Genomic DNA, 26173 nt, shown 5'->3' with positions numbered 1-26173 from the left:
GCTCCGGCCAGCAAGGCCGGCGATCCGGACATGGTTAACGGGGTTGAGGGGCTAGATGTCGCGGCCCTCGACTTTCTCGGTCAGAGTCTTGACGAGCTCAGGCACCTTTTCCAGATGCGGATTGACCTCCAGCGCCTTGCGGAAGGCATCCAGCGCACGCTTCTCCTCACCCAGGTCCTGCATGATCATGCCGAGACCGGCGAGCGCGCCGAAGTGCCGCGGCTCCCGGGTCAGGACCTGTTGGATGTCGGCCAGCGAACGGCCGTAATCGTTCTGGAGGTAGTATATGGTTGCCCGGCGGTTCCAGGCCTCGACATAATCAGGCCGGAGCTTGATCACCGAATCGAGCAGCTTGAGCGCCACCTCGGCCTGCCGGGCGTCCATCGCCGCTTTGGACCGCGACATCAGGAGCGCAACGGTATCGCTCGGGGTCTGCAGCCAGATCGCCCAGATGCGCGCCTCGACGTGCTTGGCGCTGACGTCATCTGGCGCGGCCTTCAGGGCCCCGAACAGAAAATCGAGCCCCTTGGTCCTGTCGGCGCCGACTTTAGGCAGCTTGGAGGGCGCCTCGGGAAGCTTCGGCCTGACGGCCGTACGCGGCTCACCCTGCGCGGACGCAAGGTGCGGTATGGAGATGACGACGGCGGCGAGCAGAATCGCCCAGGAAGATCGCTTGGCCATGCGGCAAGTCTAGACGCAGTCAGGCCGTCCTGCAAAGCAGCACGCACGTCAAAGACCTGTGAGGGCGAGGCTGCGGCGATGCGCGGCCTCGATGAACAGCCTTGTATCAGCCCTGGCGAGCCTTGAAGCGGCGCTGGACCTTGTTGATCACGTAGACGCGGCCCTTGCGGCGGACCAGACGGTTGGCGCGATGGCGGCCACGCAGCGACTTCAGCGAGTTACGGACCTTCATGGGACATCCTGATACGTTGAAAGGCCGTGCTGGACAGGCCGGAAGTGGCAAATAGAAATGGAACTCCGCCAGCGACCAAGTCGCCCGGATCGGCCGGTTTCTAGCCACCGGCCCGCCCGATGTCAATGACGGCGGGCCCGGCTTCAACAAGACCGGTCGGCCGCGGCCCGCCGGCGAGGCAGGAACCCGTCTCCCCGCCCCAACTTGGCGATTGCCAAATTTGTTATATCGTATAATCAATTTTCCAAAGCCAAGAACCAACCGCCGGGAACGCCCATGCCCAAGCTCGCTCTGCCCAAGATCGACGACGTCGTCGCCATCGACATCCACACCCATGCCGAGGAGCCCTGCGGCATGCACGGGGACGACGGCTATGACGATTTCCAGGCGCAGATGGCGGAGTACTTCAAGTCGCCGCACAAGCATCCGCCGACCGTGCCGGAGACCGCGGCCTACTACCGCTCCAAGAACATTGCAGCCGTGATCTTCCCGGTCGATGCCGAGCGCGAGACCGGCTTCCGCCGCTACAAAAATGAAGAGATGCTGGAGATCGCTTCCGAGCATCTCGATGTGCTGATCCCGTTCGTCAGCATCGATCCGCACAAGGGCAAGCTCGGCGTGCGCGAAGCGCGCAGGCTGATGGAAGAGTATGGCGTCCGCGGCTTCAAATTCCACCCGACCATGCAGGGCTTCTACGCCAACGACCGCCTCGCCTATCCGCTCTATGAAGCGATCAACGACGGCGGCGCGATCGCGCTGTTCCACACCGGCCAGACCGGCGTCGGCTCGGGCATGCCCGGCGGCATGGGAATGCGGCTGAAATATTCCAACCCGATGTACATGGACGACGTCGCGGCGGATTTCCCCGACCTCAAGATCATCCTCGCCCATCCCTCCTTCCCCTGGCAGGAGGAGGCGCTGTCGGTCGCGACCCACAAGCCCAACGTCTACATCGACCTGTCGGGCTGGTCGCCGAAATATTTCCCGCCGATCCTGGTGCGCTACATCAACTCGATCCTGCAGGACAAGATGCTGTTCGGCTCGGACTGGCCGGTGATCACGCCGGATCGCTGGCTCGCCGATTTCGCCAAACTCGACATCCGCGAGGAGATCCGGCCGAAGGTCTTGAAAGCGAACGCGCGCAAGCTGCTCGGGATCTGACCTCGTTCGACGGCCGAGGCCTGTCTCGGCCGGGATCGTGCTATCATCCGCAGGCGCGATGGCGAGAAGCCATCGCGCCTGTTCGATTTTGCAAAGGTGAGCGCCGTGCCCTTCAAAGCCGTGGTCTTCGATGCCTATGGCACGCTGTATGACATCCAATCGGTGGCGGCAGTCACCGAGCAGGCCTTCCCCGGCCATGGCGACATCATCACGCAGATCTGGCGCATCAAGCAGCTCGAATACACCTGGCTGCGCTCCCTCATGCAGCGCTACGACGACTTTGCCGTCGTCACCCGTGACTCACTGGTCTACACGCTGCGCGTGCTCGGACTGCGAACGGACGCGGCCACGCTGGACCGCATCATCGCCAAATACCTCGATCTCGATCCCTACCCAGACGCACGGGCCGCGCTCGCCGCGATGAAGGATCATCGGCTTGCGATCCTCTCCAATGGCAGCCCCGCGATGCTCGACGGCCTGGTCAGGGCCAGCGGCTTCGATTCCCTCATCGAGGCGGTGATCAGCGTCGATGCGCACAAGATCTTCAAACCGAGCCGCCAAGCGTACGCGCTGATCGAGGAAACGCTTGGGCTTGCGCCTGATGATGTGTTGTTCGTCTCCTCCAATCCCTGGGACGTCTGCGGCGCCAAGGCGTTCGGATTGAACGTCGCCTGGATCGAGCGCGTCAGCCCGGAGGCCATGGCGGCGGCCTGCCTCGAGACCGACCTGGTGAGGCCGCTCACCATGTTCAAGGCGCTCCGCACCCAGATGGACGAGTTGGGTTTTGCGCCGGATTATCGTATTGCTGCGCTGTCCGAACTGCCCGAGATCGTCAGCACGCATGAGCCTTGAATCCGTCCGCGCCTTCTTCGCCGAAAAAGCCCCCGACATCGACGTCCTCGTCTCCAGCCAGAGCTCCGCGACCGTGGCGCTCGCAGCGCAAGCCTTTGGCGTGGAGCCGGCGCGCATCGCCAAGACGCTGTCTTTGCGGGTCGGCGACCGCGTCATCCTGATCGTCGCCGCTGGCAACGCCCGCATGGACAACAAGAAGGTCAAGGCGCTGTTCGGCGGCAAGCCGAAGATGCTCGGCCTCGACGAGGTCGCCGACATCACTGGACACGAGGTCGGCGGCGTCTGCCCATTCGGGCTGAAATCGCCGCTGCCCATCTATTGCGACGTCTCGCTGAAGGCGTTCGACATCGTCGTGCCGGCCGCAGGCTCGACCCACAGCGCGGTCAAGATCACGCCGGAGCGGATGGCCGAGCTGACCGCGGCCGAATGGGTCGACGTCTGCGAAGTCGCGAAGTAAGCCGCTACTCCACTCGGCCGATGCGCTTCACCGCGGCGATCAGTCTCGCGCTGTCCCGATCCATGAATTTGGCGAACTCCGGCGCGTCCTGATAGGCGACGACGCTGCCGACGGCTGAGAACGTCTTCACGACCTCCGGGCTTGCTGCCGCCTGCGCCATGGCCTCGCGCAATCGTGTCATGACCGGCGCCGGCAATGCGCGCTGCCCGAACAGCCCTGCCCAGATATACATTTCGACGTCCCTGTAGCCGAGCTCGATGAAGGTCGGCACGCCAGGGAAACTCGGAATGCGTTCCGCCCCCCAATTGGCGAGCACGCGCAGCCTGCCATCCTCGACCTGGGGCTTCAGCGTGCCGGGCGCACCAGCCATCGCTTGCACCGTGCCGCCGAGCAACGCCGTCAGCGCAGGGCCGGCACCGCGAAACGGGACATGAAGCAGCCTGATGCCGGCGCTCGATGCAAACATCTCCATGGCCACGTGGAGCGTCCCATAAGGTCCCGACGAGCCATACGGGATCTCACCGGGACGCCTGCGCGCGTCGTCGATGAAGTCCTTTAGCGTCCGCCACGGCGAGGACGCCGGTACGGCCAGCAAGGTCGGATCCGCCAGCACGCGCGCGATCGGCGCGAACTGCGACACTTCGTAGGCGACCGTGCGCTCGAACAGCCGATCGGCCTCCGGCAGCACGGCCAGTGACGACAGCGTCATCAGCAGCGTATAGCCGTCTGGCGCCGCGCGCGCCGCCTGCGCATTGCCGACTGAACCGCCGGCGCCTCCGGCGCGGTTGTCGACGATGACAGCTTTGCCAAGAATGCGCTCGAGCGCGGCCGCGATCGGCCGCGCCGCAAGATCAGCCTGGCCGCCGGCGGGAAACGGCACGATCATCGTGATGTTGCGGCTGGGGTAGACATCCTCCGCAGCAGCGAGAACCGGCAGCAAGCTCTGAATGAGCGGCAACGCGGCGGCGGTCCGCAGGAACCTACGGCGGTTCATCGGGAGTTCTCCCTGGCAAGTCTTCTTGTCGTGTACGTGCGATCCTAACGCGAACGATTGCACGCGGGCAAAGCGAGATTTCGCTGCGCGTGCTTCGCCAAGGAGATTGCACTGCAACGAGCCAATTAGATCGAGTTCGATCGTCCCCTCTTTCCCTTCGCGAGCTCTTTGACCAGAAACTCCGAGAGCACCTCGACCCGGGCGGGGCGTGGGCCGCCGGGCGGCATCACCAGATGCATCGCACCTTCGGGCTGGCTCCAACCTTTGAGGATCACCTCGACCTCGCCCGATGCGATCGCGTCGCCGACGATGAAGTCCGGCAGATCGGCGATGCCGAGACCCGCGATAACCGCCGGCAGGACAGCCTCGCCATTGTTGACGCGCAGCTGTCCTGCCGGCCGCACGCTGGCCTGCTCGCCGGCCGCGTTGGTGTAGTGCCAGACGCCCGCGGTCGACAGGTAGGCGTAGCCGAAGCATTTGTGCTCGGCGAGATGCATCGGATGGGTCGGCCGCCCGTGGCGCTCCAGATAGGACGGCGCTGCCACCGTGTAGCGCGGCATGGCGCAGAGCCGGCGCGCGACGAGCGACGAGTCCGGCAGCCGCGCGATGCGCAGCGCGAGATCGAAACCCTCGCCGATCAGATCGACGGTGGCGTCGCTCATGTGCAGGTCGATCGAGACCTCCGGATACTGCTCCAGGAAGGCCGGCAGCAGCGGCGCGATCTTCTTGACCCCGAACGTCATCGGCACCGCAAAGCGCACCAGCCCGCGCGGCGTCAGCGACTGCGCCAGCGCCTCGGTCTCCGCCGTCTCGCCGTCGGCGAGCAGTTGCGCGGCGCGCTCGGAGAGACGCTGGCCGGCATCGGTCAGCGCCAGGCGGCGCGAGGTGCGGTTGAACAGACGCGTGCCCAGGCGCTCCTCCAGCCGGCTCACCGCCTTGGAGACGGACGCCTTGGAGAGGCTCAGATCCTGCGCGGCGCCGGCGAAGGAGCGCAGCTCGACGACCTTGGCGAAGATCGCCATCGCCTCGAAATCAGGAAGTCGCGCCATCGTGATATCTCTTTTTGGAAACAATAGGTTTCAATAGTTTCTATTTATATACTCCGGTCGATCCCTTACTCCAAGGCCCAACGGCACGGCGGCTCACGACCGACCGTCGCAACCTCAGGAGCAGACCCATGATCGAGTTGAAGCCCTTCGCGGCGCTCGGCGGCGCCGACCACGGCTGGCTGAAGGCCAAGCACCATTTCTCCTTCGCCAGCTATTACGACCCGAGCAACATGAGCCATGGCGCGCTGCGGGTCTGGAACGACGATGAGATTGCGCCGAACTCCGGCTTTCCCGCCCATCCCCACCGCGACATGGAGATCATCACCTATGTCCGCGAGGGCGCGATCACCCATCAGGACAGTCTCGGCAACAAGGGCCGCACCGAGGCTGGCGACGTGCAGGTGATGAGCGCTGGCAGCGGCATCCGCCACTCCGAATACAATCTGGAGCCGACCACGACCCGGATCTTCCAGATCTGGATCGAGCCTGCCACCGAGGGCGGCCAGCCGACCTGGGGCGCAAAGCCGTTCCCCAAGTCTGACCGGTCCGGCAAGCTGGTCACCCTGGCCTCGGGCTTTGCCGACGACGAAGATGCGCTGCCGATCCGCGCCAAGGCCCGCGTGCTCGGCACCACGCTCAAGGCCGGCGAGACCGCCGAATACTCGGCCGACAAGACTCGGCACATCTACCTCGTGCCTGCGGCCGGCAGCGTCGAGGTCAACGGCATCCGCGTCAACGCCCGCGACGGCGCCGCCATCCGCGACGAGGCTACGCTCAGGATCACCGCGCTCGAAGATTCCGAGCTGGTGCTGGTCGACGCCGCCTAACCCCATCTCACGGTCTCGGCCGGCCATCCGGCCGGGACGTTCCTTCCTGTCAACCTCGCCCCCACGGAGACATCCATGACCAAGGTTCTCGTTCTCTACTACTCCGCCTACGGCCACATCGAAGCGATGGCGAATGCGGTCGCCGAGGGCGCCCGCGACACCGGCGCCGCCGTCGACATCAAGCGCGTGCCGGAGCTGGTGCCCGCCGATGTCGCCAAGGCCTCGTACTACAAGCTCGACCAAGCGGCGCCGATCGCCAAGATCGAGGAGCTCGCCGACTACGACGCGATCATCGTCGGCACCGGCACCCGGTTCGGCCGCATGGCCTCGCAGATGGCGAACTTCCTCGACCAGGCCGGCGGCCTGTGGGCCAAGGGCGCGCTGCACGGCAAGGTCGGCGGTGCCTTCACCTCGACCGCGACCCAGCATGGCGGACAGGAAGTGACGCTGTTTTCGATCATCACCAACCTCTTGCACTTCGGCATGACCATCGTCGGCCTCAACTACGGCTTCGCCGGCCAGATGAAGCTCGACGAGGTCACCGGCGGCTCGCCCTACGGCGCGACCACCATCACCGGCGGTGACGGCAGCCGGCAGCCGAGCGAGAACGAGTTGGCCGGGGCGCGCTATCAGGGCCGCGTCATCGCCGAAACCGCCAAGAAGCTGCATGGCTGATGCGACTGGGGCGGCACTTCCATAAACGAAGTGCCGCCCCATCTCGTCAATGCCGGAAAAGATTAAAGGAGCCTGCAATGCCCGCCATGCTCGAACTGGTGACGCTGGCCCGTCTGGCCCGCCATCCCCTGCAGATGATGGCGCGCCGCTGGTACTGCAAGAGCCTCTCACGCGCCAGTCGCGGCCAGCGCCGCTGCCCGGAATGCGCGGCCGCTAGAGCGGCTTGATCTGCACCTTCCTGAACTTCACCACGCCCGAGCCGTATTGCAGGGCGATCGGTCCCGCCGCGTGCTTGCTGTCATCGACGTCGGCGGTCTTCTCGCCGTTGAGAATAACGGTCAGCCGGGTGCCCTTGGCGGTGATCTCGTAGGTGTTCCACTTGCCGCCGGCCTTCGGCATCGGCTCGACCTTCGACACATCGACGATGGCGCCGGTGCCGTATTTCGGGTCGGGCCGCTTGTCGAAGATGTTGACCTCGTAGCAGATGTTGGAGTCGATCTTCTCGGCCTGGTCGCAGCGGATGAAGATGCCGCTGTTGGCGGCGTCGTCGACCCAGAACTCGGCCTTGATCTGGAAATCCTTGTAGCTGGTCTTGGTCACCAGATAGGACGGATCCTTGCCGTCGAGCTTGTCGGCTGACAGCGCGCCGTCCTTCATCTCCCAATTGGCCTTGCCGACCTCGCTGAAGTCGGCCTTGGTCGTGGCATCGACCAGGGTCACCCAGCCGTCATCGGCCATTGCCGGTCCTGCCAGAGGCACGGCGCCCAAGATGGCGGCCGCCGCGAGCAGACTGAGACGATAGATCATCGAAACTCCTCCCTGTTTTTTGTGTCGTTCGGCGCCACGATAGCAAAGCGCCGGACGATGCAAACGGTGTTTCGATGCTGCACCTGCTCTGTCGCTGCGCTCCTCCTTACACCGCGGTCGCACGCGCAAAATCGACATAGATCTCGCGCAGGCGCGCAGCCACAGGCCCCGGTCTGCCGTCGCCGACCGGCTTGCCGTCGATCGTCACCACCGGCTGCACGAACGAGCTCGCGCTGGTGATGAAGGCTTCCTTGGCGGCGAGCGCTTCCTCCACCGTGAACAGCCGCTCCTCGACCTTGAGCTGGCGCTCCTCGGCGAGCTTCACCACCGCCTTGCGGGTGCAGCCCGGCAGGATCGCGTTCGAGTTCGGCCGCGTCACGATGACGTCGTCCCTGGTCAGGATGAAGGCCGAAGATGAACCGCCTTCGGTGACGTGGCCATCCTCGACCATCCAGGCTTCGCCGGCGCCGGCCGCAGCGGCGGCCTGCTTGGCCAGCACCTGCGCCAGCAACGCCACGCTCTTGATGTCGCGCCGTTCCCAGCGGATGTCGGGCACGGTGATGACGCCGATGCCGGTCTTGGCCGAGGGCGCGTCGACGATGTTCTTGGCGGTCACGAACATCACCAGCGTCGGCTTGACGTCGCCCTTCGGAAACGGAAAGTCGCGGCTTTTGTCGGCGCCGCGCGTGACCTGCAGATAGACCATGCCCTGGTCGAGGCCGTTGCGCGCGACCAGCTCCTTCTGCAGCTCCTCGATGCGCGCCAGGCTCTCCGGCAGCGCCAGGCCGATCTCGCCGACCGAGCGCTCCAGCCGGGCAAGGTGCGGGGCACTGTCGACCAGCTTGCCGTCGAGCACCGCCGCCACCTCGTAGATGCCGTCGGCGAACAGGAAGCCGCGGTCGAGGATCGAGACCTTGGCCTCCGACAGGGGAACGAAGGCGCCATTGACGTAAGCGATCGGGTCCAAGGACGTGTCTCCTAGTAATTCACGTTCGAACTATGAGTTGTCGGGTATCGGGCCAAAAGAGCATCTGCCGATGAATTACTCGTCATGCCCGGGCTTGTCCCGGGCATCCACGTCGCTCCTCTGGGCCGGTCGACGTGGATGGCCGGGACAAGCCCGGCCATGACGACGCGGAGAGACGTGGACACGAACTCCATGCACTTATGCGGCGACAGAACCATGGCCCGCAAACGACAACTCCCTCAATGCGACAGGATCTTCGACAGGAACTGCTGCGCGCGCTCGCTGCGCGGGGTGCCGAAGAAATCCTCCTTCTTGGCATCCTCGACGATCTCGCCGCGGTCCATGAAGATGACGCGGTGGGCAACCTTCTTGGCGAAGCCCATCTCGTGGGTCACGACCATCATGGTCATGCCCTCGCGGGCGAGATCGACCATGACGTCGAGCACCTCGCTGATCATCTCCGGATCGAGCGCCGAGGTCGGCTCGTCGAACAGCATCGCAATCGGATCCATCGCGAGCGCCCGCGCGATCGCTACGCGCTGCTGCTGGCCTCCCGAGAGCTGCGCCGGAAACTTCTCCGCCTGCTCCTTGAGACCGACGCGCTCCAGCAGCTTCATGCCCCTGGCAACCGCTTCCTCATGGCCGCGCCCCAGCACCTTCTGCTGGGCGAGGCAGAGATTGTCGATGATCTTCAGATGCGGAAACAGCTCGAAGTGCTGGAACACCATGCCGACGCGCGAGCGCAGCTTCGGCAGGTTGGTCTTGGGATCATTGACCTTGAGGCCGTCGATGGTGATCGAGCCGTCCTGGAACGGCTCCAGCGCGTTGACGCATTTGATCAGGGTCGATTTGCCGGAGCCCGAGGGCCCGCAGACCACCACCACCTCGCCCTTGGCGACGGAGGTGGAGCAGTCCTTCAGCACCTGGAAGCTCGGGCTGTACCATTTGTTGACGTGGCTGATTTCGATCATGGGAGCCGACTACCTGATGATGGCGATGCGCGACTGCAGGCGGCGGACGCAGTAGGACGCGATACAGGAGATGGTGAAGTAGATCAGGGCCGCGAACAGATACATCTCGACCAGGCGGCCGTCGCGCTGGGCGACCTTGGAGGCAGCACCGAGGAAGTCCGGGATCGAGAGCACGTAGACCAGCGAAGTGTCCTGGAACAGCACGATGGTCTGGGTCAGCAGCACCGGCAGCATGTTGCGGAAGGCCTGCGGCAGCACGACGTAGCGCATCGTCTGCGCATAGGTCAGGCCGAGCGCCGAGGCCGCGGCCGGCTGCCCGCGCGAGATCGACTGGATGCCGGCACGCATGATCTCGGAGAAATAGGCCGCCTCGAACAGGATGAAGGTGATCAGCGAGGACGCGAACGCACCGACCTTGATCGGGCGGGACGATCCGGTGATCCACTGCCCGATATATGGCACCAGGAAGTAGAACCAGAAGATCACCAGCACCAGCGGCAGCGAGCGCATGAAGTCGACATAGAGCCCGGCGATCCAGCCCATCACGCGATAGCCGGACAGGCGCATCAGCGCGATCATGGTGCCGAACACGAGGCCGCCCGCCGCCGCCAGCGCGGTCAGCGTCAGCGTGAAGGTCATGCCGTCGATGAAGAGGTACGCTAGCGAGCGGCGGATGACGTCGAAATCGAAATTGGCCAGCATCTCATTTGCCCGTGATGTAGCCGGGGATCGCCACGGCACGCTCGAGCAGCCGCATGCCGATCACGACGACGATGTTGATGACGAGATACATCAGCGTGGCGGCGCTGAAGGCCTCGAACACCTGGAACGAGAATTCCTGCATGGCGCGCGCAGCGCCCGTCAGCTCGATCAGGCCGATCGTGATCGCGACCGCGCTGTTCTTGACCGTGTTGAGAAATTCGGACGTCAGCGGCGGCAGGATGATGCGGAAGGCCATCGGCAGCAGTACGTAACGGTAGGCCTGGAGCGTGGTGAGGCCGAGCGCGGTCGCGGCCAGCTTCTGACCGCGCGGCAGCGAGCCGATGCCGGCCGCCAGCTGCACGGCGACGCGCGCCGACATGAACAGGCCGATGCCGACCGCGGCGGTGAAGAACGGCGCATTCGGCATCTGCTTCAGCCACAGACCGGCGGTCCGCGGCAGCAGCTCCGGCAGCACGAAGAACCACAGGAACAGCTGCACCAACAGCGGCATGTTGCGGAAGAATTCGACATAGGCGAAGCCGATCCAGCCGGCCGCCTTCGAAGGCAGCGTGCGCAGGATGCCGACGATCGTGCCGCAGATCAGCGCGATCACCCAGGCGGTCAGCGACGTCACGATCGTGACCTTCAGCCCCGCCAGCAGCATGTCGAAATAGGTACCGGCCCCGGTCGGGTTCGGCTCCAGGAAGATGTGCCAATTCCAGGTGTAGTTCACGGGGACATCCAGACAGAGTTAGCTTGGCGCTGAGCCGATGCAATCAGCTGATAGGATCGAGGTCGTTAGATCAAGCTCATTCCGTCCAGCTGATGCAATCCACGGGCCAGTGTGGCTACGCCACCTCAAAATTGGATCCGAGCTATCCCCCCGGACGGTGCGCTCCCTCTCCCCGTTCTTACGGGGAGAGGGTCGGGGTGAGGGGCAGACGCACGGGGAGTGCCCGTGGAGAGACCTGTACCCCCTCACCCGGATTGCATCTTGCGATGCAATCCGACCTCTCAGCGCGAGCGAAGCTCGTCGCGCCCCCGCAAACGGGGAGAGGTGAGCACCGAGTCTGCCGCACGAACTGTGCACACTCTCAACTTACGGCTTGTACGAATCCGGATCCGGCGAATCCGACGGCTTGGCGAACTCGGCCTTCAGCTCCGCCGACAGCGGGGTGTTCAAGTTCAGACCCTTCGGCGGGATCTTCTGCATGAACCACTTGTCGTACAGCTTGGCGCCCTCGCCGCTGGTGTAGATCTTGGCGGTCGCGGCATCGACGACCTTCTTGAACTGCGGATCGTCCTTGCGCAGCATGATGCCGTAGGGCTCGGGCTTCGAGAACGCATCCTTGGAGACGACGTAGGCGGCCGGATCCTTCGAGCCGGCGACGAGGCTTGCCAGAAGAATGTCGTCCATCACGAAGGCGACGGCGCGATCGGTCTCGACCATCAGGAAGGCCTCGGCATGATCCTTGGCCGGGATGATGTTGATGCCGAGATTGCGCGCGGCATTGGCTTCCGTGAGCTGCTTGATGTTGGTGGTGCCGGCGGTCGACACGACCGTCTTGCCCTTCAGATCATCAATCGCGTTGATGTTGCTCGCCTTCTTCGAGACGTAGCGGCTCGCGGTCAGGAAGTGGGTGTTGGTGAAGGAGATCTGCTTCTGGCGGTCGGCATTGTTGGTGGTCGAGCCGCATTCGAGATCGATGGTGCCGTTGGCGAGCAGCGGAATGCGGGTCGACGACGTCACGGGATTGAGCTTGACCTCGAGCTTGTCGAGCTTGAGCTCCTTCTTCACGGCATCGACGATGCCCATGCAGATGTCGATGGCGAAGCCGATCGGCTTCTGATTGTCGTCGAGGTAGGAGAACGGAATCGAGGAGTCGCGCACGCCGAGCGTGATGGCGCCGGTCTCCTTGATGTTCTTCAACGTCCCGGTCAATTCCTCAGCCTGCACCTGGCCGGCGCAGAGCGCGGCGGCGAAGGCAAGACCCATTAGGCGAAGCTGCTTCATAACTGATCTCCTCAATCCGGCCGATAGCCGGATGCTTGCATAAACCAGAGCGAATTCAAACTGATCCTGCCCGCCGCCGGACGATCTCCAGCCGCGCGGGCGCGGGCACCATAGACCGCCTGACGGCGGGAAGTACTCGGACGCTTGCGACAAATTGCCTGTCCCGCGCCCCTTTCGACAAGACATTCGGGCCGACGCGGCAGCGCAGAACGTCGTGATGGTAAACTGCGAAGGCCGGGGCGGGCTCCGCGACCAGACGAAAGTCTCAATCGGACGGTTCCCGCACGGCAACGCAATCGCATACAGGCGGGCCTCATGGTTCGAGACGCGCCGCGCGCGACGACCTCGCGATCCATTTGCCTCATCGGCGCGTCGCTCCTCACCATGAGGGTCTTGGATCTCGCCATGAACTCAGTCCTCGTCCTGAGGAGCTCGCCAAAGGCGGGCGTCTCGAAGGACGGCCACGGACGCGATTAGGCGCAATAGGGGAGAGGTGAGCACCAAGCCCGCGGGTGAATGTGTGCTCATGCTCCCTTCCCAGCTCACAACGGCTTCTGCAATTCGCCGAGATCCCAGAACAGGCCGGCCATCAGACCGAGCGCCTCTTCTGTGACATCCAGAAGAATGTGCTCGTCGGGCGCATGCTGCGAGCAGCCGGGATAGGAATGCGGCACCCACATCGTCGGCATCTTCAACACGTCAGCAAAGACGTCATTGGGCAGCGAGCCGCCGAAGTTCGGCAGCACGGCAGGCGCTTTGCCGGTGCTCATCCGGATCGAGTCGGCGGCCCATTTGATCCACGGGCTGTCGAGATCGGCGCGCGAGGCCATGAAGCTCTGCGCCGAGCTGACCTCGACCATCGGAAAACCATGCGCGGCGAGATGATTTGTCACGTCGGCGACGATGCTGTCGACCTTGGTGCCGACCACGAAGCGCAGCTGCAGCACGGCGCGGGCGCGGCCCGGAATCGCATTCGCCGGCTTGTCGATGTTGCCTGAGGAGATTGCGAGCACCTCGAGCGTGTTCCAGGCAAAGAGCCGCTCCGCCGGCGTCAGCCCCTCCTCGCCCCAATTGTCCGACAGCGCCGGCTCGTCGGCGGTCGGCTCGACCTTTACATCCGCCAGGATGGCGCGGATCGCATTGGTGAGGCGCGGCGGCTTCAAGGAGTCGAGCTTGATGCGACCATGGCCGTCGACCAGCGTGGCGACGGCATTGGCGAGAATGGTGGCGGGATTGGCCAGCACGCCGCCCCAATTGCCGGAATGATTGCCGCCGTCACGCAGATTGACGTCGAGGTGCAGCCGCACGCCGCCGCGGCAGCCGAGAAAGATGGTCGGGCGCGCGGTCGACAGCCGCGGGCCGTCCGAGCCGATGAAGACGTCGGCCTTCAAGGCCTCACGATGCAGATCGGCCACCTTGGCGAGATCGGGCGAGCCGATCTCTTCGCCCATCTCGATGATGAACTTGGCATTGAAGCCGAGCGTGCCGCCGCGCGCCTCGCGCACGGCGCGCAGCGCCGCCATGTTGATGCTGTGCTGGCCCTTGTTGTCGGCGGTGCCGCGGCCATAGGCGCGGTTGCCGACCGGCGTCACGGCCCAGGGATCGCGCCCGTCGCGCCATTCCCCGGCCATGCCGTCGACGGTGTCGCCATGGCCATAGCTCAGCACGGTCGGAGCGCTGTCGCTCTCGTGATAGGTGGCGATCAGGAACGGCGAGCGGCTGCTCGGCGAGGGCACGATCTCGGAGGTGAAGCCCAGTTCGGCAAAGGACGGCGTCAGCTCGTTCGTCAGGTATGCGGCGAGCTCGTCCTTGCGCTCCGGATTGAGGCTCTCGGTGCGATAGGCGACCCGCCGGCCGAGCTCGGCCAGAAAGTCACCGCTCGTCAGGGCCTGACGGGCACGGGCGATTGCATCAATCCTGGTCATGGCGCTTTTCCAGTCACAACGAAGGCGGCGTCATATCGGGATCGGGCGGCGAGCGGAAGGGGCTCGCTTTGAATTCAATGCTGATATCAAGCAGGTCTCGAATTTCGGAACTCGACGAATGCGCGGCGCTGAGAGGAGCGCGACCGCGGTGCGGCTTGCTCGGTGCACCTCGCCCCGCTTGCGGGGAGAGGTCGGATGGCGTCGCCAGATGCCATCCGGGTGAGAGGGTACAGGTATCTCCGCGAACACCACCCGTGCGTCTGCCCCTCACCCCAACCCTCTCCCCGTGAAGAACGGGGAGAGGGGGCGCACCGTCCAGCGGGCGCCAACGCGAGTCCACCATTGTCACGGCTGGCTTGCTCTGAGCACCCTGCAGCTTAGCTGCTGTCATCGAATTATACGTTCTCGTTCTCGCGGTGCGATCGAGCACCCGAGCTTTTGGCAGTGAACACCCTCGTCAAGACGGAGGGCGCGGGGAATGCCGGGTGAAGGCCTCACCCATGGCCCGCCTGCAACAAAGAAAGCAGGCGGCAGTCACCACAGGTTCAGCCGAACATCCGGCATTCCCCGCGCGACGGTTTTCACGTTTATAGCGCGCTCTCCCCGGTGTCCGGCTTGATAGCCACCGTCGTCAGCGGGATCATCACCCGCCAACTTAGCGCCAGCATCGGGGCGCCAGGACCACACGCCTTCACGTCCGCAACGCACCGTTCGTCGGCGTAGCAAGCTACGCTGCGGCACGTCAGCGGCCATCGCTCCCCGCCCCGCGTGTCGTGACGATCGCGCGCAACGCCCCTCCGTGTCGAGGCGGGATTTCGGGAATAAAGCATATATTCTGATATTCGTAAAGTGCTTTCTTGGGGCGCTGCTCATGAGGTCGTCATTCGGGCTCATCCAAGTGCAGGATGGCGAAGCCGTCCTGCACTTGGATGAGCCCGGAATCCATAACCACAGGCGGTCGTGAGGAGAGACGGGGGTCATGTCCAGCTCGCATCACCACATCCGCCTGTGAATATGGATTCCGGGCTCACGCGGGTCGCAGACAGCTTCGCTGTCGGCGACCCGCGTGTCCCGGAATGACGACGGTGCGGAGGAGACAGCGCTGCCTTCAATTCACTGCGTTGCTGACCATGACCTCGATCAGCTTGGCGCCGGGGCGACGGAACGCGTCCGAGAGCGTCGGCTTCAGCTCACCGGGATCGCTGATGCGCAAGGCCTCGCAGCCGAGCGAGCGCGCCAGCCCTGCAAAATCCACCGGCGGATCGGCGAAATCCATGCCGATGTAGTTGTCGTCGCCATGGAACGACAGCAGCCGCTGCTTGATGATGCGATAGCCGCCATTGTTGACGATCACGACCGAGAGCGGCAGCTTGTGATGCGCGGCGGTCCATAGCGCCTGGATCGAGTACATGGCGCTACCGTCACCGGAGTAGCACACGACGGGACGATCGGGATTGGCGAGGCTGACGCCGACCGAGGCCGGCAGGCCCCAGCCGATGCCGCCGGAGGCGAGGCCGTGATAATTGTAGCGGTCGCGATAGGGCCACAGCGCCGTCATGTAGCGCGCCGAGGTCAGCCCTTCGTCGACCAGGATGCCGTGCTCCGGCATGGCGTCGGCGACCTGAAGCGCGAGATAATCCGGATCGATCGGCATCCGCTCCCGCGCGGCTTCGATCTGAGCGCTGAGCGTGCGGCGCCGTGCACTCCAGTTCTTCGACGACAATCCCGCGATCCGCTCCTGCGCCCGCGCCTGCAGGGCGGCGCCGCCGAGATCGCGCAGCAGGGGCGTCAGCTGCTGCAAGGTCTCACGGACGTCGGCCTTGAGTGCGATCTCGGCGCCGAAGTTCTTCCCAAGCTCCCAATCGAGCAAGCCGATCTGCACGATCGGCAGGCCGTCCGGCAGCGGCTCGGTCTCGCTGTGCACGGACATCCGCAAGGGATCGGCGCCGAGCACGATCATCAGATCATGCGGCGCCAGCAGCTCGCGCACCTGCTTCTGCGCCCGCGACAGCGCGCCGATGTAGCAGGGATGCTCGGACAGGAAGTGTGCGCCATAGGGCGCCGACTGCTGATGCACCGGCGCGCCGATCGCCGCAGCGAACTCAGCCGCTTCTCGCAACGCATCGCTCTTGACGATCTCGTCGCCGGTGATGATGATCGGCCGCTGCGCTTTTAGGATGCGCTGCGCCAGCGCCTGCAAGGCCTCGGTGGACGGACGCACGCGTGGGTCAACCCGTGTCGAGCGACCGAGCTCGATCCCGGCCTCGGCATTGAGGATGTCGCCGGGCAGCGAAATGAAGACCGGCCCGGTCGGCGGCGTGGTCGCGACCTTGGCGGCACGGCGCACGATGCGCGGCAGGTCCTCCAGCCTCGTCACCTCGACCGCCCATTTCACCAGCGGCTCCGCCATGCGCACCAGCGGACCATAGAGCAGCGGCTCCATCAGGCCGTGGCCCTGCTCCTGCTGGCCGGCGGTCAGGATCATCGGCGTGCCGGTGAACTGCGCGTTGTAGAGCGCGCCCATGGCATTGCCTAACCCCGGCGCGACATGCACGTTGCAGGCGACGAGATGGCCCGAGGCGCGGCTGAAGCCGTCGGCGATCGCCACCACCAGGCTCTCCTGCATCGCCATCACGTAGGTGAGATCAGGGTGATCCTTCAGCGCATGCATGATCGGCAGCTCGGTGGTGCCGGGATTGCCGAACAGGTGCGTGATGCCCTCATCCTTGAGCAGCGCCAGGAAGGCCGAGCGTCCGGTGGTGCGGTTCTTCATGGTGGGTTTCCCTCCGAGCAACGGGTCTTATTTGTTTTACAAACTCTCACCGCGTCATTGCGAGCGCAGCGACGTGTCCGCCGAAGCCCAACGGGCGAAGGCGGAAGCAATCCAGAGTGTGTCCGCAGCGGCAGTCTGGATTGCTTCGTCGCCTACGGCTCCTCGCAATGACAGCGGAGAGACTTTTTCCGATCATGTTTTGAACGGCGCGCCCATGGGAGTGATGTACGGACATCCGCGTCAGAACATTCCTTCGCGCGAGCCGCGCTTCCTACGCTGCGCGCGTTGCCAGACCACGCCGGGAAATCCCTTCAGCGGCATCAGCGGCGCGCCCATATAGGCCCAGTCGGGCGCCTCCTCGATGGCGACGTGATAGAGCGGCTCGCGGCCGGTTCGTGCTGCAAATAGCGCGCGCGGGATGTTCACCATGTGCGGCGAGCGAGCGCGCTGATAGAACACAGGCGAGCCGCAGGTGCTGCAGAAACTGCGCGTGGCTTTCGCGCTATCGTCCTCGTAGCGGGTGATCGCATCCGCACCCGAGGTGATGCGAAGGCGCTTGCGCCAGCTTCCGACATAGGTGGCGTAGGCCGCGCCATGGGCGCGGCGGCTGGGCGCCGAATGATCATGCCACGCCCAGCGCGCCGGGACGTCGATCTCGAAGGCGACGCGGCCGCACAGGCATTGGCCGGAGGCGATGCCGGCGGGAGGTGAGGATTTGGGCATGGCAAGCATCCATCCACGGCGTCAATCCGGGTTCAATCGTCAACACGCAGCCGCTTCGCGCCTGCGCATGGACGATTGCCCCGGAATGACAATGAAAACGCGACTGCTCAGCTCTTGTGACGCAGTCGAGCTAAGCGGGCGCCATCTCGTCATAGACCGGATAATCGATATAGCCCTTGGCGTCGCCGCCATAGAAGGTCGGGCGGTGATACGGCGTCAACGGCCAGCCGTGCTGCAGCCGGCGCGGCAAGTCCGGATTGGAGATGAAGTAGCGGCCGAACGCGATGGCGTCGGCATGGCCGGCCTTGATCGCCGCCTCCGCCGGCTCGCCGGTGAAGCCGCCGGCGCCGATGAGCACGCCCTTCCAGATCGGCCGGAACAGCTGCAGCGCCGACGGCACGTTCTGCCAGTTGACGTCGGCGCGACCGGCGCCGGAGGAGCGCGGCTCGATCAGATGCAGATAGGCGATGCCGAGATTGTTCAATGCCTGGATTGCGTGAGTATAGAGCGGCATCGGCTCGGGCTCGCCGGAGCCGTTGGCGATGCCGTAGGGCGACAGCCGGACGCCGACCTTGTCGGCGCCGCACGCATCGATCACAGCCTGCGTCACCTCGAGCAGGAAGCGGCTGCGGTTCTCGATTCCGCCGCCATAGCGGTCGGTGCGCTGGTTGGTGCGCGTCTGCAGGAACTGCTCGATCAGATAGCCGTTGGCGCCGTGCACCTCGACACCGTCGAAGCCAGCGGCGAGCGCGTTGCGCGCGGCTTGGCCGTAGGCCGCGACGATGCCGGGGATCTCGTCGGTGTCGAGCGCACGCGGTGTCTCGTAAGGCACGACCTTGCCATCCGATGTCATCGCCTTGAGATCATCGCCGATCGCGATCGCCGACGGCGCCACCGGAAGCAACCCGCCCGGCTGGAACGAGGAATGCGAGACGCGCCCGACATGCCAGAGCTGCAGGAAGATCAGTCCGCCCCTGGCATGAACGGCGTCGACGACAGGTTTCCAGCCGGCGATCTGCGCCTCGCTGTAGATGCCGGGCACGTTCGGACTGCCGGTGCCGGTCGGCAGCACCGGCGTCGCCTCGGCGATGATCAGCCCGCCCGGCGTCGTACGCTGGGCATAATAGTCGACGTTCAACGGCCGCGGTGCGAGCGTCGCCTTGTCGGCGCGCATCCGGGTCAGCGGCGCCATCACGACGCGATGCTTCAGGTGATAGGGACCAACGTTAAGCGGTGAAAACAGCGCAGGCAGCATTTCTCCCCCGATTTCCATCATGCGGTTTGTGGATTGCGGTCATCTTGTTCGCAAAAGGTGATAGTGGCAATGTCCGCCTCACCTCCGCGCGAGCAGACCATCCATGCCGAAACCGAGCGCCCTTCCTTCCCTCAGCCTGCGCATCGATCTCGATGGCGGCAGCCGGATCGGGCCGGGCAAGATCGCGCTGCTGGAGAACATCGACAGGCACGGCTCGATCTCGGCCGCCGGCCGCGCCATGGAGATGTCCTACAAGCGGGCCTGGGACCTCGTCGACGAGATCAACCGGGTGTGCCGCCAGCCCGCGGTGGCGCGGCAGACCGGCGGCAAGAATGGCGGCGGCGCGGCGCTGACGCCGTTCGGCGAGCAGTTGGTCGAACGTTACCGCCGTATCGAGCGCGACGCTGCGAACGCGGTGAAGAAGGATCTCGCGGCGTTGCGCAACGACATCGAGAAGCCGAAGAAGGCCCGCGGCAGCAAGGCCGCGTCGTAGCCAGGTCCATCCGGGATCACGCCGACCTGCAACCAGCCGAACGCGTCGCGCGTTGCAGCCGCAAAGCTCTGTCTGGAAGACCTGTGACGCCGGCGGCCGATGATCTTGCGGCCGCGCCGAAACGTCATAGACCAATCGTCCATCGCCCTACCGGAGAAACGCCGTGTCCCACCCTGCCCTCGCCCCCGACCACACCGCCGTCGTCACCGGAGGCGCCTCCGGCATCGGCCTTGCGGCCGCAATGCGCTTTGCCGATCTCGGCATGAACGTCTGCATCGCCGATGCCGACGAGACGCGGCTGCGCGAGGCGCGCGCGCGGCTCATCGCCGTGGCCAAGGGCGGCGAGGCCAGGATCATGACCGTCAAGGTGGATGTGAGCCGGCGCAACGACGTGATCGATCTGGAACAGGCGGTGCGGACCCGCTTCGGCGCGGTCGACGTGCTGATGAACAATGCCGGCATCCAGCCGGGCAGCAAGATGCTCGGCCCGCAGGAGAACTGGCAGCGCATTCTCGGCGTCAATCTGTGGGGTATCATCCACGGGTCGCAAGTGTTCGCGCCCGACATGATCGCGCAAGGCCGTCCGGCGCTGATCATCAACACCGGCTCCAAGCAGGGCATCACCACGCCGCCCGGCGATCCCGCCTACAACGTGTCGAAGGCCGGCGTGAAGGCGTTCACCGAGGCGCTGCAGCACGAGCTGCGCAACACGGCTGATTGCAAGGCGACGGCGCATCTGTTCATCCCGGGCTTCGTGTTCACGCCGCTGACCGCCAATGGCCGGGTCGAGAAGCCCGCGGGCGCGTGGACGCCGGAGCAGACCGTCGACTTCATGCTGGAGCGCGTCGCGGCCGGCGACTTCTACGTGCTGTGTCCCGACAACGACGTACCGCGCGCGCTCGACGAGCGGCGCATCCTGTGGGCCGCCGGCGATCTCGTCGAGAACCGTCCGCCACTGTCGCGCTGGCATGCCGACCATGCTGATGCGTTCGCCGCCTTCGCAAAGAAATCGCCATGATCCTGCCGCGTCCGGGCAGCGGCGTGTCGTAGCCGACGCGTCGCGCCGCGGGTTCCCCGACGCGTCGGATCGTCGCAAGACGCTCCGCGCGTGCGACCTCTCCGTCGCGCGCGATCGAATCGGTGCAATGGAAGCGTTATCGTTCGCGCATTTGCCACCGTCGCGGCATCCGCGGAGCCGCCTCGCGGCAGTCGTCGCGCGACCGTCAAGCTCCGCGATGTCGCAGCGAGCGCGCTGCGCGGGCCGGCACGCCGCACGACAATCTGACGCAGACGCATTTCACAAACACTGCGCGAAGCAGCCACGAAGACATCGGCAGATGGCGGCATCACACGCCCCCGATCAGCCGCGACCTCCCAAGCGTCGGCCGATTCGCGTTGCGGCGTAGCCCAGGGGAGTACGTCGGACATGACGCGCCATCATCGTCACCATCACGACAGCCACCACCATCACGATCACCACAATCACCACAACCATCATTGCCAGCCGGCGCCACCGGCCCCGACACCGCCGCCGCCGACCCCGCCTCCTCCCACGCCCACGCCGCCCGCGCTCGGCTTCGCCGATCTCGGCGTCGTGTTCAACGACGCCACGCGCTTCCTCGAGGGCGGACTGTGGCGCAACGCCGTCGAGGAAGGCGGGCAAGGGCTCGGCAGCGTCTTCAACTACACCGGTGATCTCACCGTGGTGCAGGACGGCCTCAAGGCGGCCATCGCCGCCGGCCAGTTCAGCGGCCAGACGCTCGCCAACGTCAACACCATCCTCGCCGACATCACGGTCGCGCTCGACGCCGCAAACGCCTCGGTGACCGGCGGCGGCGGGTTCGGCAGCATCGCCGCGGCCGAGGCGGCGTTGCGCACCGCCCATCTCGACATCCTCAATGTCGTCAACAGGGACGCGAACCTCGCTGGCCAGGCCACCAATGCCGACGGCGTCACCGGCTTCCTGCAGGCGCCGGCACTGCTGCCCGAGGGGACGACGGCAGCGACCGCCGCGAAGGGCACGCTGGCCGAGCTTGGGCTGATCTTCAACGATGCCGCCAACCGGCTGCTCGGCGGCGTCAACGGCAGCAATGCCGACATCATCCAGGACGACGTCGACGCGCTGATCGCGGGCCTCAACGCACTCGTCGCCGCCAATCCGCTGCAGTTCGGCGGCCTCACCGGCGTGCATGCGCTCGCCATCATCGACCAGCTCGCGCTCGTCAACACCCACATCAACGGCGCCGCCAGCAATGTCGACATCGGCCGCGCGCTGAACGATGACTTCCTCGACATCATCGACATCGTCGCCGGCGACACCAACCTCGCCAACATGGCGCAGCAGAACGGCCTCAACGGCTGGACCGGCTTCGGCGACTTCCTCAATCCGACCCCGGCGTATCAGGACAACCAGGCGCAGACCGATTTCTGGGCCATGTTCATCGCGCAGTCGAACGCACTCGGCCAGGCCGCGATCGCCGCGGTGAAGGCCGGCGATGCAGCGGCGATGGCGCAGGTCACCGCCGACCTGATGACGTTCAAGAAGGACGTCACCGATTTCGACGCGGCGCAAGGCGGCATCTTCCAGGCCCGCTTCGACAACGAGCTGCTCGGCGACCGGAGCACGCTCGGCGCCGAGATCGCCAAGATCCTCGAAGGCTTTCAGACCGGCAACAAGGCGCTGGTCGCCGCAGCCGCCGACCAGATGCACCAGAACGCAGCCGATGTCGGCGGCAACAACATCCCGGTCAACGGCGGCGCCTACAATGTCGACGGCACCACGACGGCGCAGGTGCTGGCGACCACGGGCGGCGCCAGCAACGCCGATGCCGCGGCGATGCTGGCGGCGATCGCCGCGGCGCCGGCCTCGAACGTGATCATGCTGCCGAGCGCCGCGCCGGCGTCACATGCCAGCACTGGCGCTGCGACAGCCGTCATGGACGGACCGATGATGGACATGGCGCACCATCACATGTGGGCGTGATCCTTTGGAGCCTCCGGCGCCTGCACCAGCAGGCGCCGCACCAACGCCAGCGCAGTCTCGGTGGCCGGGTCCGCCGCGATGACCGAGACCGCGAGCACGATGAGATCGACCGGCTGGTGCGACAGCACGATCACATGCGTGGCGTGGCGCGCCGCCATCAGCGCCACCATGCGCTCCACGGCGGGATCGGTCGCCGCCCACCCCCACGGTGCATCGGCGCGGCGCAGCACGCGCCGTGCGGCGAGAAAGTCGCGCAGCAGCGGTGGATCATAGGCGGCGAGCTCGGGCTCGCGATAGCGGCGGGCACTCTCGAAGATCGGCTGCCGCGCAAGCTCGCTGATCAACGCGTCGCGCGTCGTGGCGTTCGAGGCGCCGATCGAGTCCAGCACGCCCGGCTCGCGCGCGTCCAGCACCGCGCGCAGGCCATCGGTCATCAGTCCGATGGTGAGCACGCCGGCCATTGCGACTGCGCAATAGCGCATCAATTGCGCCGCATCGACGTCCGGCGACAAGGCGGCCACGGCGGCGCCGAGCAGCGCCGAGCCGGCGAGGCGCAGCAAGGTGAGCCACAGGCCCCGGCGCTGCGTCTCCGCACTGGCGCCGGCGATCAGGATCGCGGTGACCGCGAGCAGCGCGCCCAATGCGCCGAGCCGCACCGGCATGTCCGGCGCCAGCACGCGGAAATCGGTGATGATGAAGGGAATGACGATGATGGCGCCGAAGGCGATGCGGTCGATGGCGCGGTTCTCCCAGGCCAGCAGCCCCGCGCGATCGCGGCCGATCAGCAGCAGCGCGCAGACGGCAAAGCCTGCGAGCTGAAACGCCGACAGCACGACTGTATGGAGATTTTCGAACGCGACCGGGCCGAAGGCACCGGCGATGGCGAGCACGACGCCGCCGACCAGCGCGGCGGCCTTCAGCCGGCGCTGCGCATGCCGGCGCAGCAGGCCTTCGGTGACGACCAGCGCAGCGAGCGGAACGAGCGACGCCGGAACCAGCGAGATGCGATCGAGCGTGGTATCACCGGTCCACCAGGCGACGCCGCGCAGCAGGAACAGCGTCGCGACCAGTCCGAGCATGACCACGAGCCGCGCCGTCAGCGGTCCCCGCGGGTCGCGCCGATACAGCATCGCCGCGGCGACCGCGAGGCCGATCGCACCGCACAGGTTGACGATGGAATCGGCGGTGATGCCCGGCGTCATGGCAAGCGCTCGCCGGACGGCAGGCGCGAGCGCAGCGTACCGAAGGTACGCCTGTCGTCGAACCAGTGAACGAGCGGCAGCACCAGCCGCTGCAGCGCCAGCACGGCCGAGGTCGCCAGCAGCGCCGGCAGCGAGCCCGAGGGAAGCTCGCGCAGGACGTAGCGGCGGGCAGCCGCGAGATCGATGCGGCCGAGCTGCAGCAGATCGTCGCCCCTGGCGTAGTCGAGCTCGCGCGCGCAGAAGCCGTTGTAGATCTCGTCGCGATGCCTGGGCGCGTCGTCGAAGGTCTTCTTCAGCGCGTCCGAGCCGCCGGTATAGGCATTGGTGATGACGAAACGCTCCTCGTCGAAGCCGGCCTCGCCGCCGACGCCGAACACGGCGCGATGCGCCCGCACGATGCCGCGCGCGAGCTCGAGATGGGCGAAGCTCCGCCGCGCCTGCGGCAGTGGCGAGGGAAACACGTCGGAGAAGGTCTCGCAGACCATGCCGGCCACCGCCGGCACCTGCGTGACGTTGGAGATCCATTTCGGCCGCAGGCCGTCGCGAATGAACAGCAGCAGCGTCGTCAGGCCGTAGAGCACGCCGGACAGGCCCTTGCCGCGCGCGTCGGGATCGACCATCACCAGCCCGAGATGGATCACCTGCTGTGTCTCGCCGTCGCGTTCGACCTGCATCACCGCGAGCGCATTGAAGGCGATCGGCCGGCCGCTCGCCTCGTCCGACACCAGCGTCACGATGGCGCGGGCCAGCGCCTCGCGCTCTCCGGAGAAGATGCCGTAGGTGAGATCGCCAGCTGGCAGTGTCTTTCCCGCGACGGCGCGCAGATCGGTGACCAGCGCGTCCAGCGCCGCATCGTCCAGCGTCGTGCCCGGACTTTCGACGATGCGCGTGCGAAAGTCCGCATGGGTGCGCAGCGACAGGTCCATCGCCTCCTGCCCCAGCGCGGTGAGCCAGAAGCCGAGGTTGTTGAGCACCCGTCTGGCCGCGGCGACGATATTCATTCCTTTGACCCATTCGCCATGACCAGCGACCATGCCTTGTCCTGCACGACTTAACCTGACGCCGTTAATTCATGATCATGACGTGGGACGGAGCGTCAGCAAGGGTAAACGCAGTTTGAACGAGTGCAATCGACTGAGGTCCATCATATCTCTACGTCGTCTTGGCCGGGCTCCGTCCCGGCCATCCACGTCGTTCGACACTCCCGGAGAGACGTGGATGCCCGGGACGGAGCCCGGGCATGACGAGTAACTAACTGAAAGCCGTGCGCGTTGCGGCAGGTCATATGTCGCGATATGCGATGGCCTGCCGCAAGCGGGGGAGGCAAAGAGCCGCCGCCTCACGCCGCCTTGGAGACTTCCATCAGCAGGCGCTCGGCGCGGGCGTCCTCGATGCGGTTGACGAGCTTGCCGCTCTCGTGGCGGTCGCGCAGGGTCTTGGTCAGGGTGACGCAGGTCTGCACCAGCATGACGATGCCCATCGTCAGATAGCCCTTCATCCACAGATCGATCGGCATGAAGAACACGCCGAGCGCGACGAGAAAGGCGGACGCGCCGAACGAGGCGTAAGCGAAGGTGATGAAGGCGCTGCTGTGGGGCTGGACGTTCTGGTTCATGGTCGGCTCCTATGATGACGGATGGTTGGTTGGATGCGTTGATATCGGAGGTGACGAAATTCAGTTGGCCGGGGTCGTGCGTCCGGCCTTCAGCCGGGCCAGCACGTCGTCGGCGGTGGTCTTGATGCGCGGGCCAAAGCCCTGCTCGGCGAGCTTCTCGGCGGTCGTGATCGGGCCGGTGGCGGCGTCGAGCTCCACCAGCGCCTCGTCGGCGGCCTGCGCCTCGATCTGCCGCTCGCGCAGCCGCCTCAGGGTCGCCTCCGCTTCCGGAAGCGTGCATTCATAGGGACGCGCCGCCTCGATGCCGCCGCGGCGCAGATTGCGGACGGCCTCAGAGGCGCGGGCGATGCGCCGGCCACGATCGAGCTCGGCGATGCGCGCCTCCGCATTGGCGACATGCTTCTTCAGCCGCGCAATCTCGGTGGCGAACAGCGCCCGCGCCGTCCTGGTGGCGTCGCGCTCGGCTTCGAGACCGGCAATCGCCTGCGCCGCCTCGCGCGCCAGATCCTCGCGGCCGCCGTCGAGCGCGGCGGTGGCCCGCACTTCGAGGTCGGCGATCCGGGCCATCGTGACCTCGAGCCGCCTGCCCTCCTGCTGGTCCTGCGCGATGGCCAGCGCCAGCGCGCGCTTGCTGCGCTCGACGGCCGCGGCGGCGTCGCGCAGCTGCTGGTCCAGGATCACCAGCGCGGTACGGTCCTGCAGCTCCTCCTCCGCGACGGCCACGGTGCCCCGAAACAGCGTCAGAACGGTCTTGAACATTGTGAACTCCCTGTTATGAGCATTGCTCATAGGATTCTTGTAGCGCAAACCTGAGC

General features: G+C 65.8%; 27 protein-coding genes. 9 read left to right on the top strand and 18 right to left on the bottom strand.

What is annotated here, in order from left to right; all coding sequences use genetic code 11:
• Positions 1-51 precede the first annotated feature (51 nt).
• Together LQG66_RS30325 and ykgO are read right to left on the bottom strand one after the other, a co-directional pair.
• The gene (locus LQG66_RS30325) at positions 52-681 is read right to left on the bottom strand and encodes a tetratricopeptide repeat protein (RefSeq protein ID WP_231319496.1); all 630 of its coding nucleotides are present in this window, start codon (positions 679-681) and stop codon (positions 52-54) included.
• Positions 682-787: 106 nt separating this feature from the next.
• Positions 788-913, bottom strand: coding sequence for a type B 50S ribosomal protein L36 (ykgO, locus tag LQG66_RS30320; protein WP_006611362.1), 126 nt, complete (start codon positions 911-913; stop codon positions 788-790).
• Between the two features lie 276 nt (positions 914-1189).
• On the opposite strand from ykgO, the gene LQG66_RS30315 reads away from it, so the two are divergent.
• From LQG66_RS30315 to LQG66_RS30305, 3 genes are all read left to right on the top strand, one after another.
• A complete protein-coding gene (locus LQG66_RS30315) occupies positions 1190-2074 on the top strand; it encodes an amidohydrolase family protein (RefSeq protein ID WP_231319495.1) in 885 nt (294 codons plus the stop codon).
• Between the two features lie 105 nt (positions 2075-2179).
• Positions 2180-2926, top strand: coding sequence for a haloacid dehalogenase type II (locus LQG66_RS30310; RefSeq protein WP_231319494.1), 747 nt, complete (start codon positions 2180-2182; stop codon positions 2924-2926).
• Positions 2916-3383, top strand: a complete 468-nt coding sequence (locus LQG66_RS30305; RefSeq protein WP_231319493.1) for a YbaK/EbsC family protein — start codon at positions 2916-2918, stop codon at positions 3381-3383. The genes LQG66_RS30310 and LQG66_RS30305 overlap by 11 nt, the downstream gene beginning before the upstream one ends.
• A gap of 4 nt (positions 3384-3387) precedes the next feature.
• Here the strand turns inward: LQG66_RS30305 and LQG66_RS30300 are convergent, their stop codons facing one another.
• On the bottom strand, positions 3388-4377 hold the full coding sequence (locus tag LQG66_RS30300; RefSeq protein WP_231319492.1) for a Bug family tripartite tricarboxylate transporter substrate binding protein: 990 nt from the start codon (positions 4375-4377) through the stop codon (positions 3388-3390).
• A gap of 125 nt (positions 4378-4502) precedes the next feature.
• On the bottom strand, positions 4503-5426 hold the full coding sequence (locus LQG66_RS30295; protein WP_231319491.1) for a LysR family transcriptional regulator: 924 nt from the start codon (positions 5424-5426) through the stop codon (positions 4503-4505).
• A 128-nt stretch (positions 5427-5554) separates the two neighbouring features.
• Between LQG66_RS30295 and LQG66_RS30290 the strand changes: the two genes are divergently transcribed.
• From LQG66_RS30290 to LQG66_RS30280, 3 genes are all read left to right on the top strand, one after another.
• Entirely contained in the window at positions 5555-6253 is a 699-nt protein-coding gene (locus LQG66_RS30290) for a pirin family protein (RefSeq protein WP_231319490.1), read from the top strand.
• A 75-nt stretch (positions 6254-6328) separates the two neighbouring features.
• The gene (wrbA, locus tag LQG66_RS30285) at positions 6329-6928 is read left to right on the top strand and encodes an NAD(P)H:quinone oxidoreductase (protein ID WP_231319489.1); all 600 of its coding nucleotides are present in this window, start codon (positions 6329-6331) and stop codon (positions 6926-6928) included.
• 77 nt (positions 6929-7005) lie between these two features.
• A complete protein-coding gene (locus tag LQG66_RS30280) occupies positions 7006-7155 on the top strand; it encodes a hypothetical protein (RefSeq protein WP_231319488.1) in 150 nt (49 codons plus the stop codon).
• On the opposite strand, the gene LQG66_RS30275 is transcribed toward LQG66_RS30280, so the two are convergent.
• From LQG66_RS30275 to LQG66_RS30230, 10 genes are all read right to left on the bottom strand, one after another.
• Complete coding sequence (locus tag LQG66_RS30275) at positions 7142-7735, bottom strand: 3-keto-disaccharide hydrolase (protein ID WP_231319487.1); 594 nt, start codon at positions 7733-7735, stop codon at positions 7142-7144. The genes LQG66_RS30280 and LQG66_RS30275 overlap by 14 nt on opposite strands.
• A 106-nt stretch (positions 7736-7841) precedes the next feature.
• Entirely contained in the window at positions 7842-8702 is an 861-nt protein-coding gene (locus tag LQG66_RS30270; RefSeq protein WP_231319486.1) for a D-amino-acid transaminase, read from the bottom strand.
• A gap of 239 nt (positions 8703-8941) precedes the next feature.
• Positions 8942-9673 (bottom strand): amino acid ABC transporter ATP-binding protein, encoded by a 732-nt coding sequence (locus LQG66_RS30265; RefSeq protein ID WP_231319485.1) that lies wholly within the window; start codon positions 9671-9673, stop codon positions 8942-8944.
• A gap of 9 nt (positions 9674-9682) precedes the next feature.
• Entirely contained in the window at positions 9683-10375 is a 693-nt protein-coding gene (locus tag LQG66_RS30260; RefSeq protein WP_231319484.1) for an amino acid ABC transporter permease, read from the bottom strand.
• A 1-nt stretch (position 10376) separates the two neighbouring features.
• The gene (locus LQG66_RS30255; protein ID WP_231319483.1) at positions 10377-11108 is read right to left on the bottom strand and encodes an amino acid ABC transporter permease; all 732 of its coding nucleotides are present in this window, start codon (positions 11106-11108) and stop codon (positions 10377-10379) included.
• A gap of 366 nt (positions 11109-11474) precedes the next feature.
• A complete protein-coding gene (locus tag LQG66_RS30250) occupies positions 11475-12389 on the bottom strand; it encodes an amino acid ABC transporter substrate-binding protein (protein WP_231319482.1) in 915 nt (304 codons plus the stop codon).
• A gap of 542 nt (positions 12390-12931) precedes the next feature.
• Positions 12932-14314 (bottom strand): M20 family metallopeptidase, encoded by a 1383-nt coding sequence (locus tag LQG66_RS30245; protein ID WP_231319481.1) that lies wholly within the window; start codon positions 14312-14314, stop codon positions 12932-12934.
• A gap of 1108 nt (positions 14315-15422) precedes the next feature.
• Positions 15423-17087 (bottom strand): thiamine pyrophosphate-binding protein, encoded by a 1665-nt coding sequence (locus LQG66_RS30240; RefSeq protein WP_231319480.1) that lies wholly within the window; start codon positions 17085-17087, stop codon positions 15423-15425.
• A gap of 240 nt (positions 17088-17327) precedes the next feature.
• Positions 17328-17810, bottom strand: a complete 483-nt coding sequence (locus tag LQG66_RS30235) for a GFA family protein (protein WP_231319479.1) — start codon at positions 17808-17810, stop codon at positions 17328-17330.
• A gap of 130 nt (positions 17811-17940) precedes the next feature.
• Positions 17941-19065, bottom strand: a complete 1125-nt coding sequence (locus LQG66_RS30230; protein WP_231328007.1) for an alkene reductase — start codon at positions 19063-19065, stop codon at positions 17941-17943.
• A gap of 103 nt (positions 19066-19168) precedes the next feature.
• Here LQG66_RS30230 and LQG66_RS30225 point away from each other — a divergent pair, with 103 nt between their 5' ends.
• From LQG66_RS30225 to LQG66_RS30215, 3 genes are all read left to right on the top strand, one after another.
• A complete protein-coding gene (locus LQG66_RS30225; RefSeq protein WP_231319478.1) occupies positions 19169-19558 on the top strand; it encodes a winged helix-turn-helix domain-containing protein in 390 nt (129 codons plus the stop codon).
• A 163-nt stretch (positions 19559-19721) separates the two neighbouring features.
• Positions 19722-20576, top strand: a complete 855-nt coding sequence (locus LQG66_RS30220) for an SDR family NAD(P)-dependent oxidoreductase (protein ID WP_231319477.1) — start codon at positions 19722-19724, stop codon at positions 20574-20576.
• Positions 20577-20984: 408 nt separating this feature from the next.
• Entirely contained in the window at positions 20985-22541 is a 1557-nt protein-coding gene (locus LQG66_RS30215; RefSeq protein ID WP_231319476.1) for a hypothetical protein, read from the top strand.
• Here LQG66_RS30215 and LQG66_RS30210 read toward each other — a convergent pair.
• From LQG66_RS30210 to LQG66_RS30195, 4 genes are all read right to left on the bottom strand, one after another.
• Positions 22526-23743 (bottom strand): hypothetical protein, encoded by a 1218-nt coding sequence (locus tag LQG66_RS30210; RefSeq protein WP_231319475.1) that lies wholly within the window; start codon positions 23741-23743, stop codon positions 22526-22528. The genes LQG66_RS30215 and LQG66_RS30210 overlap by 16 nt on opposite strands.
• Complete coding sequence (locus LQG66_RS30205; protein ID WP_231319474.1) at positions 23740-24744, bottom strand: hypothetical protein; 1005 nt, start codon at positions 24742-24744, stop codon at positions 23740-23742. The genes LQG66_RS30210 and LQG66_RS30205 overlap by 4 nt, the downstream gene beginning before the upstream one ends.
• 338 nt (positions 24745-25082) lie before the next feature.
• Complete coding sequence (locus LQG66_RS30200) at positions 25083-25358, bottom strand: YiaA/YiaB family inner membrane protein (RefSeq protein WP_231319473.1); 276 nt, start codon at positions 25356-25358, stop codon at positions 25083-25085.
• 60 nt (positions 25359-25418) lie between these two features.
• The gene (locus LQG66_RS30195; protein WP_231319472.1) at positions 25419-26117 is read right to left on the bottom strand and encodes a PspA/IM30 family protein; all 699 of its coding nucleotides are present in this window, start codon (positions 26115-26117) and stop codon (positions 25419-25421) included.
• Positions 26118-26173: the final 56 nt, after the last annotated feature.

This window comes from Bradyrhizobium ontarionense (genome assembly GCF_021088345.1).
In the GTDB taxonomy this organism is placed as follows: Bacteria; Pseudomonadota; Alphaproteobacteria; order Rhizobiales; family Xanthobacteraceae; genus Bradyrhizobium; species Bradyrhizobium ontarionense.
Note: the sequence above shows the minus strand (reverse complement) of the source record. Positions and strands in the feature narration are given on the sequence as shown.

Excerpts from the sequence above, each read along its gene's own strand:
- LQG66_RS30250 (WP_231319482.1), bottom strand. The coding sequence starts at position 12,389 with ATGAAGCAGCTTCGCCTAATGGGTCTTGCCTTCGCCGCCGCGCTCTGC.
- LQG66_RS30315 (WP_231319495.1), top strand. The coding sequence starts at position 1,190 with ATGCCCAAGCTCGCTCTGCCCAAGATCGACGACGTCGTCGCCATCGAC.
- LQG66_RS30230 (WP_231328007.1), bottom strand. The coding sequence starts at position 19,065 with ATGCTGCCTGCGCTGTTTTCACCGCTTAACGTTGGTCCCTATCACCTG.
- LQG66_RS30260 (WP_231319484.1), bottom strand. The coding sequence starts at position 10,375 with ATGCTGGCCAATTTCGATTTCGACGTCATCCGCCGCTCGCTAGCGTAC.
- ykgO (WP_006611362.1), bottom strand. The coding sequence starts at position 913 with ATGAAGGTCCGTAACTCGCTGAAGTCGCTGCGTGGCCGCCATCGCGCC.
- LQG66_RS30210 (WP_231319475.1), bottom strand. The coding sequence starts at position 23,743 with ATGACGCCGGGCATCACCGCCGATTCCATCGTCAACCTGTGCGGTGCG.
- LQG66_RS30205 (WP_231319474.1), bottom strand. The coding sequence starts at position 24,744 with ATGAATATCGTCGCCGCGGCCAGACGGGTGCTCAACAACCTCGGCTTC.
- LQG66_RS30225 (WP_231319478.1), top strand. The coding sequence starts at position 19,169 with ATGCCGAAACCGAGCGCCCTTCCTTCCCTCAGCCTGCGCATCGATCTC.
- LQG66_RS30295 (WP_231319491.1), bottom strand. The coding sequence starts at position 5,426 with ATGGCGCGACTTCCTGATTTCGAGGCGATGGCGATCTTCGCCAAGGTC.
- LQG66_RS30240 (WP_231319480.1), bottom strand. The coding sequence starts at position 17,087 with ATGAAGAACCGCACCACCGGACGCTCGGCCTTCCTGGCGCTGCTCAAG.
- LQG66_RS30275 (WP_231319487.1), bottom strand. The coding sequence starts at position 7,735 with ATGATCTATCGTCTCAGTCTGCTCGCGGCGGCCGCCATCTTGGGCGCC.
- LQG66_RS30195 (WP_231319472.1), bottom strand. The coding sequence starts at position 26,117 with ATGTTCAAGACCGTTCTGACGCTGTTTCGGGGCACCGTGGCCGTCGCG.
- wrbA (WP_231319489.1), top strand. The coding sequence starts at position 6,329 with ATGACCAAGGTTCTCGTTCTCTACTACTCCGCCTACGGCCACATCGAA.
- LQG66_RS30325 (WP_231319496.1), bottom strand. The coding sequence starts at position 681 with ATGGCCAAGCGATCTTCCTGGGCGATTCTGCTCGCCGCCGTCGTCATC.
- LQG66_RS30235 (WP_231319479.1), bottom strand. The coding sequence starts at position 17,810 with ATGCCCAAATCCTCACCTCCCGCCGGCATCGCCTCCGGCCAATGCCTG.
- LQG66_RS30265 (WP_231319485.1), bottom strand. The coding sequence starts at position 9,673 with ATGATCGAAATCAGCCACGTCAACAAATGGTACAGCCCGAGCTTCCAG.
- LQG66_RS30200 (WP_231319473.1), bottom strand. The coding sequence starts at position 25,358 with ATGAACCAGAACGTCCAGCCCCACAGCAGCGCCTTCATCACCTTCGCT.
- LQG66_RS30305 (WP_231319493.1), top strand. The coding sequence starts at position 2,916 with ATGAGCCTTGAATCCGTCCGCGCCTTCTTCGCCGAAAAAGCCCCCGAC.
- LQG66_RS30290 (WP_231319490.1), top strand. The coding sequence starts at position 5,555 with ATGATCGAGTTGAAGCCCTTCGCGGCGCTCGGCGGCGCCGACCACGGC.
- LQG66_RS30245 (WP_231319481.1), bottom strand. The coding sequence starts at position 14,314 with ATGACCAGGATTGATGCAATCGCCCGTGCCCGTCAGGCCCTGACGAGC.
- LQG66_RS30215 (WP_231319476.1), top strand. The coding sequence starts at position 20,985 with ATGACGCGCCATCATCGTCACCATCACGACAGCCACCACCATCACGAT.
- LQG66_RS30300 (WP_231319492.1), bottom strand. The coding sequence starts at position 4,377 with ATGAACCGCCGTAGGTTCCTGCGGACCGCCGCCGCGTTGCCGCTCATT.
- LQG66_RS30280 (WP_231319488.1), top strand. The coding sequence starts at position 7,006 with ATGCCCGCCATGCTCGAACTGGTGACGCTGGCCCGTCTGGCCCGCCAT.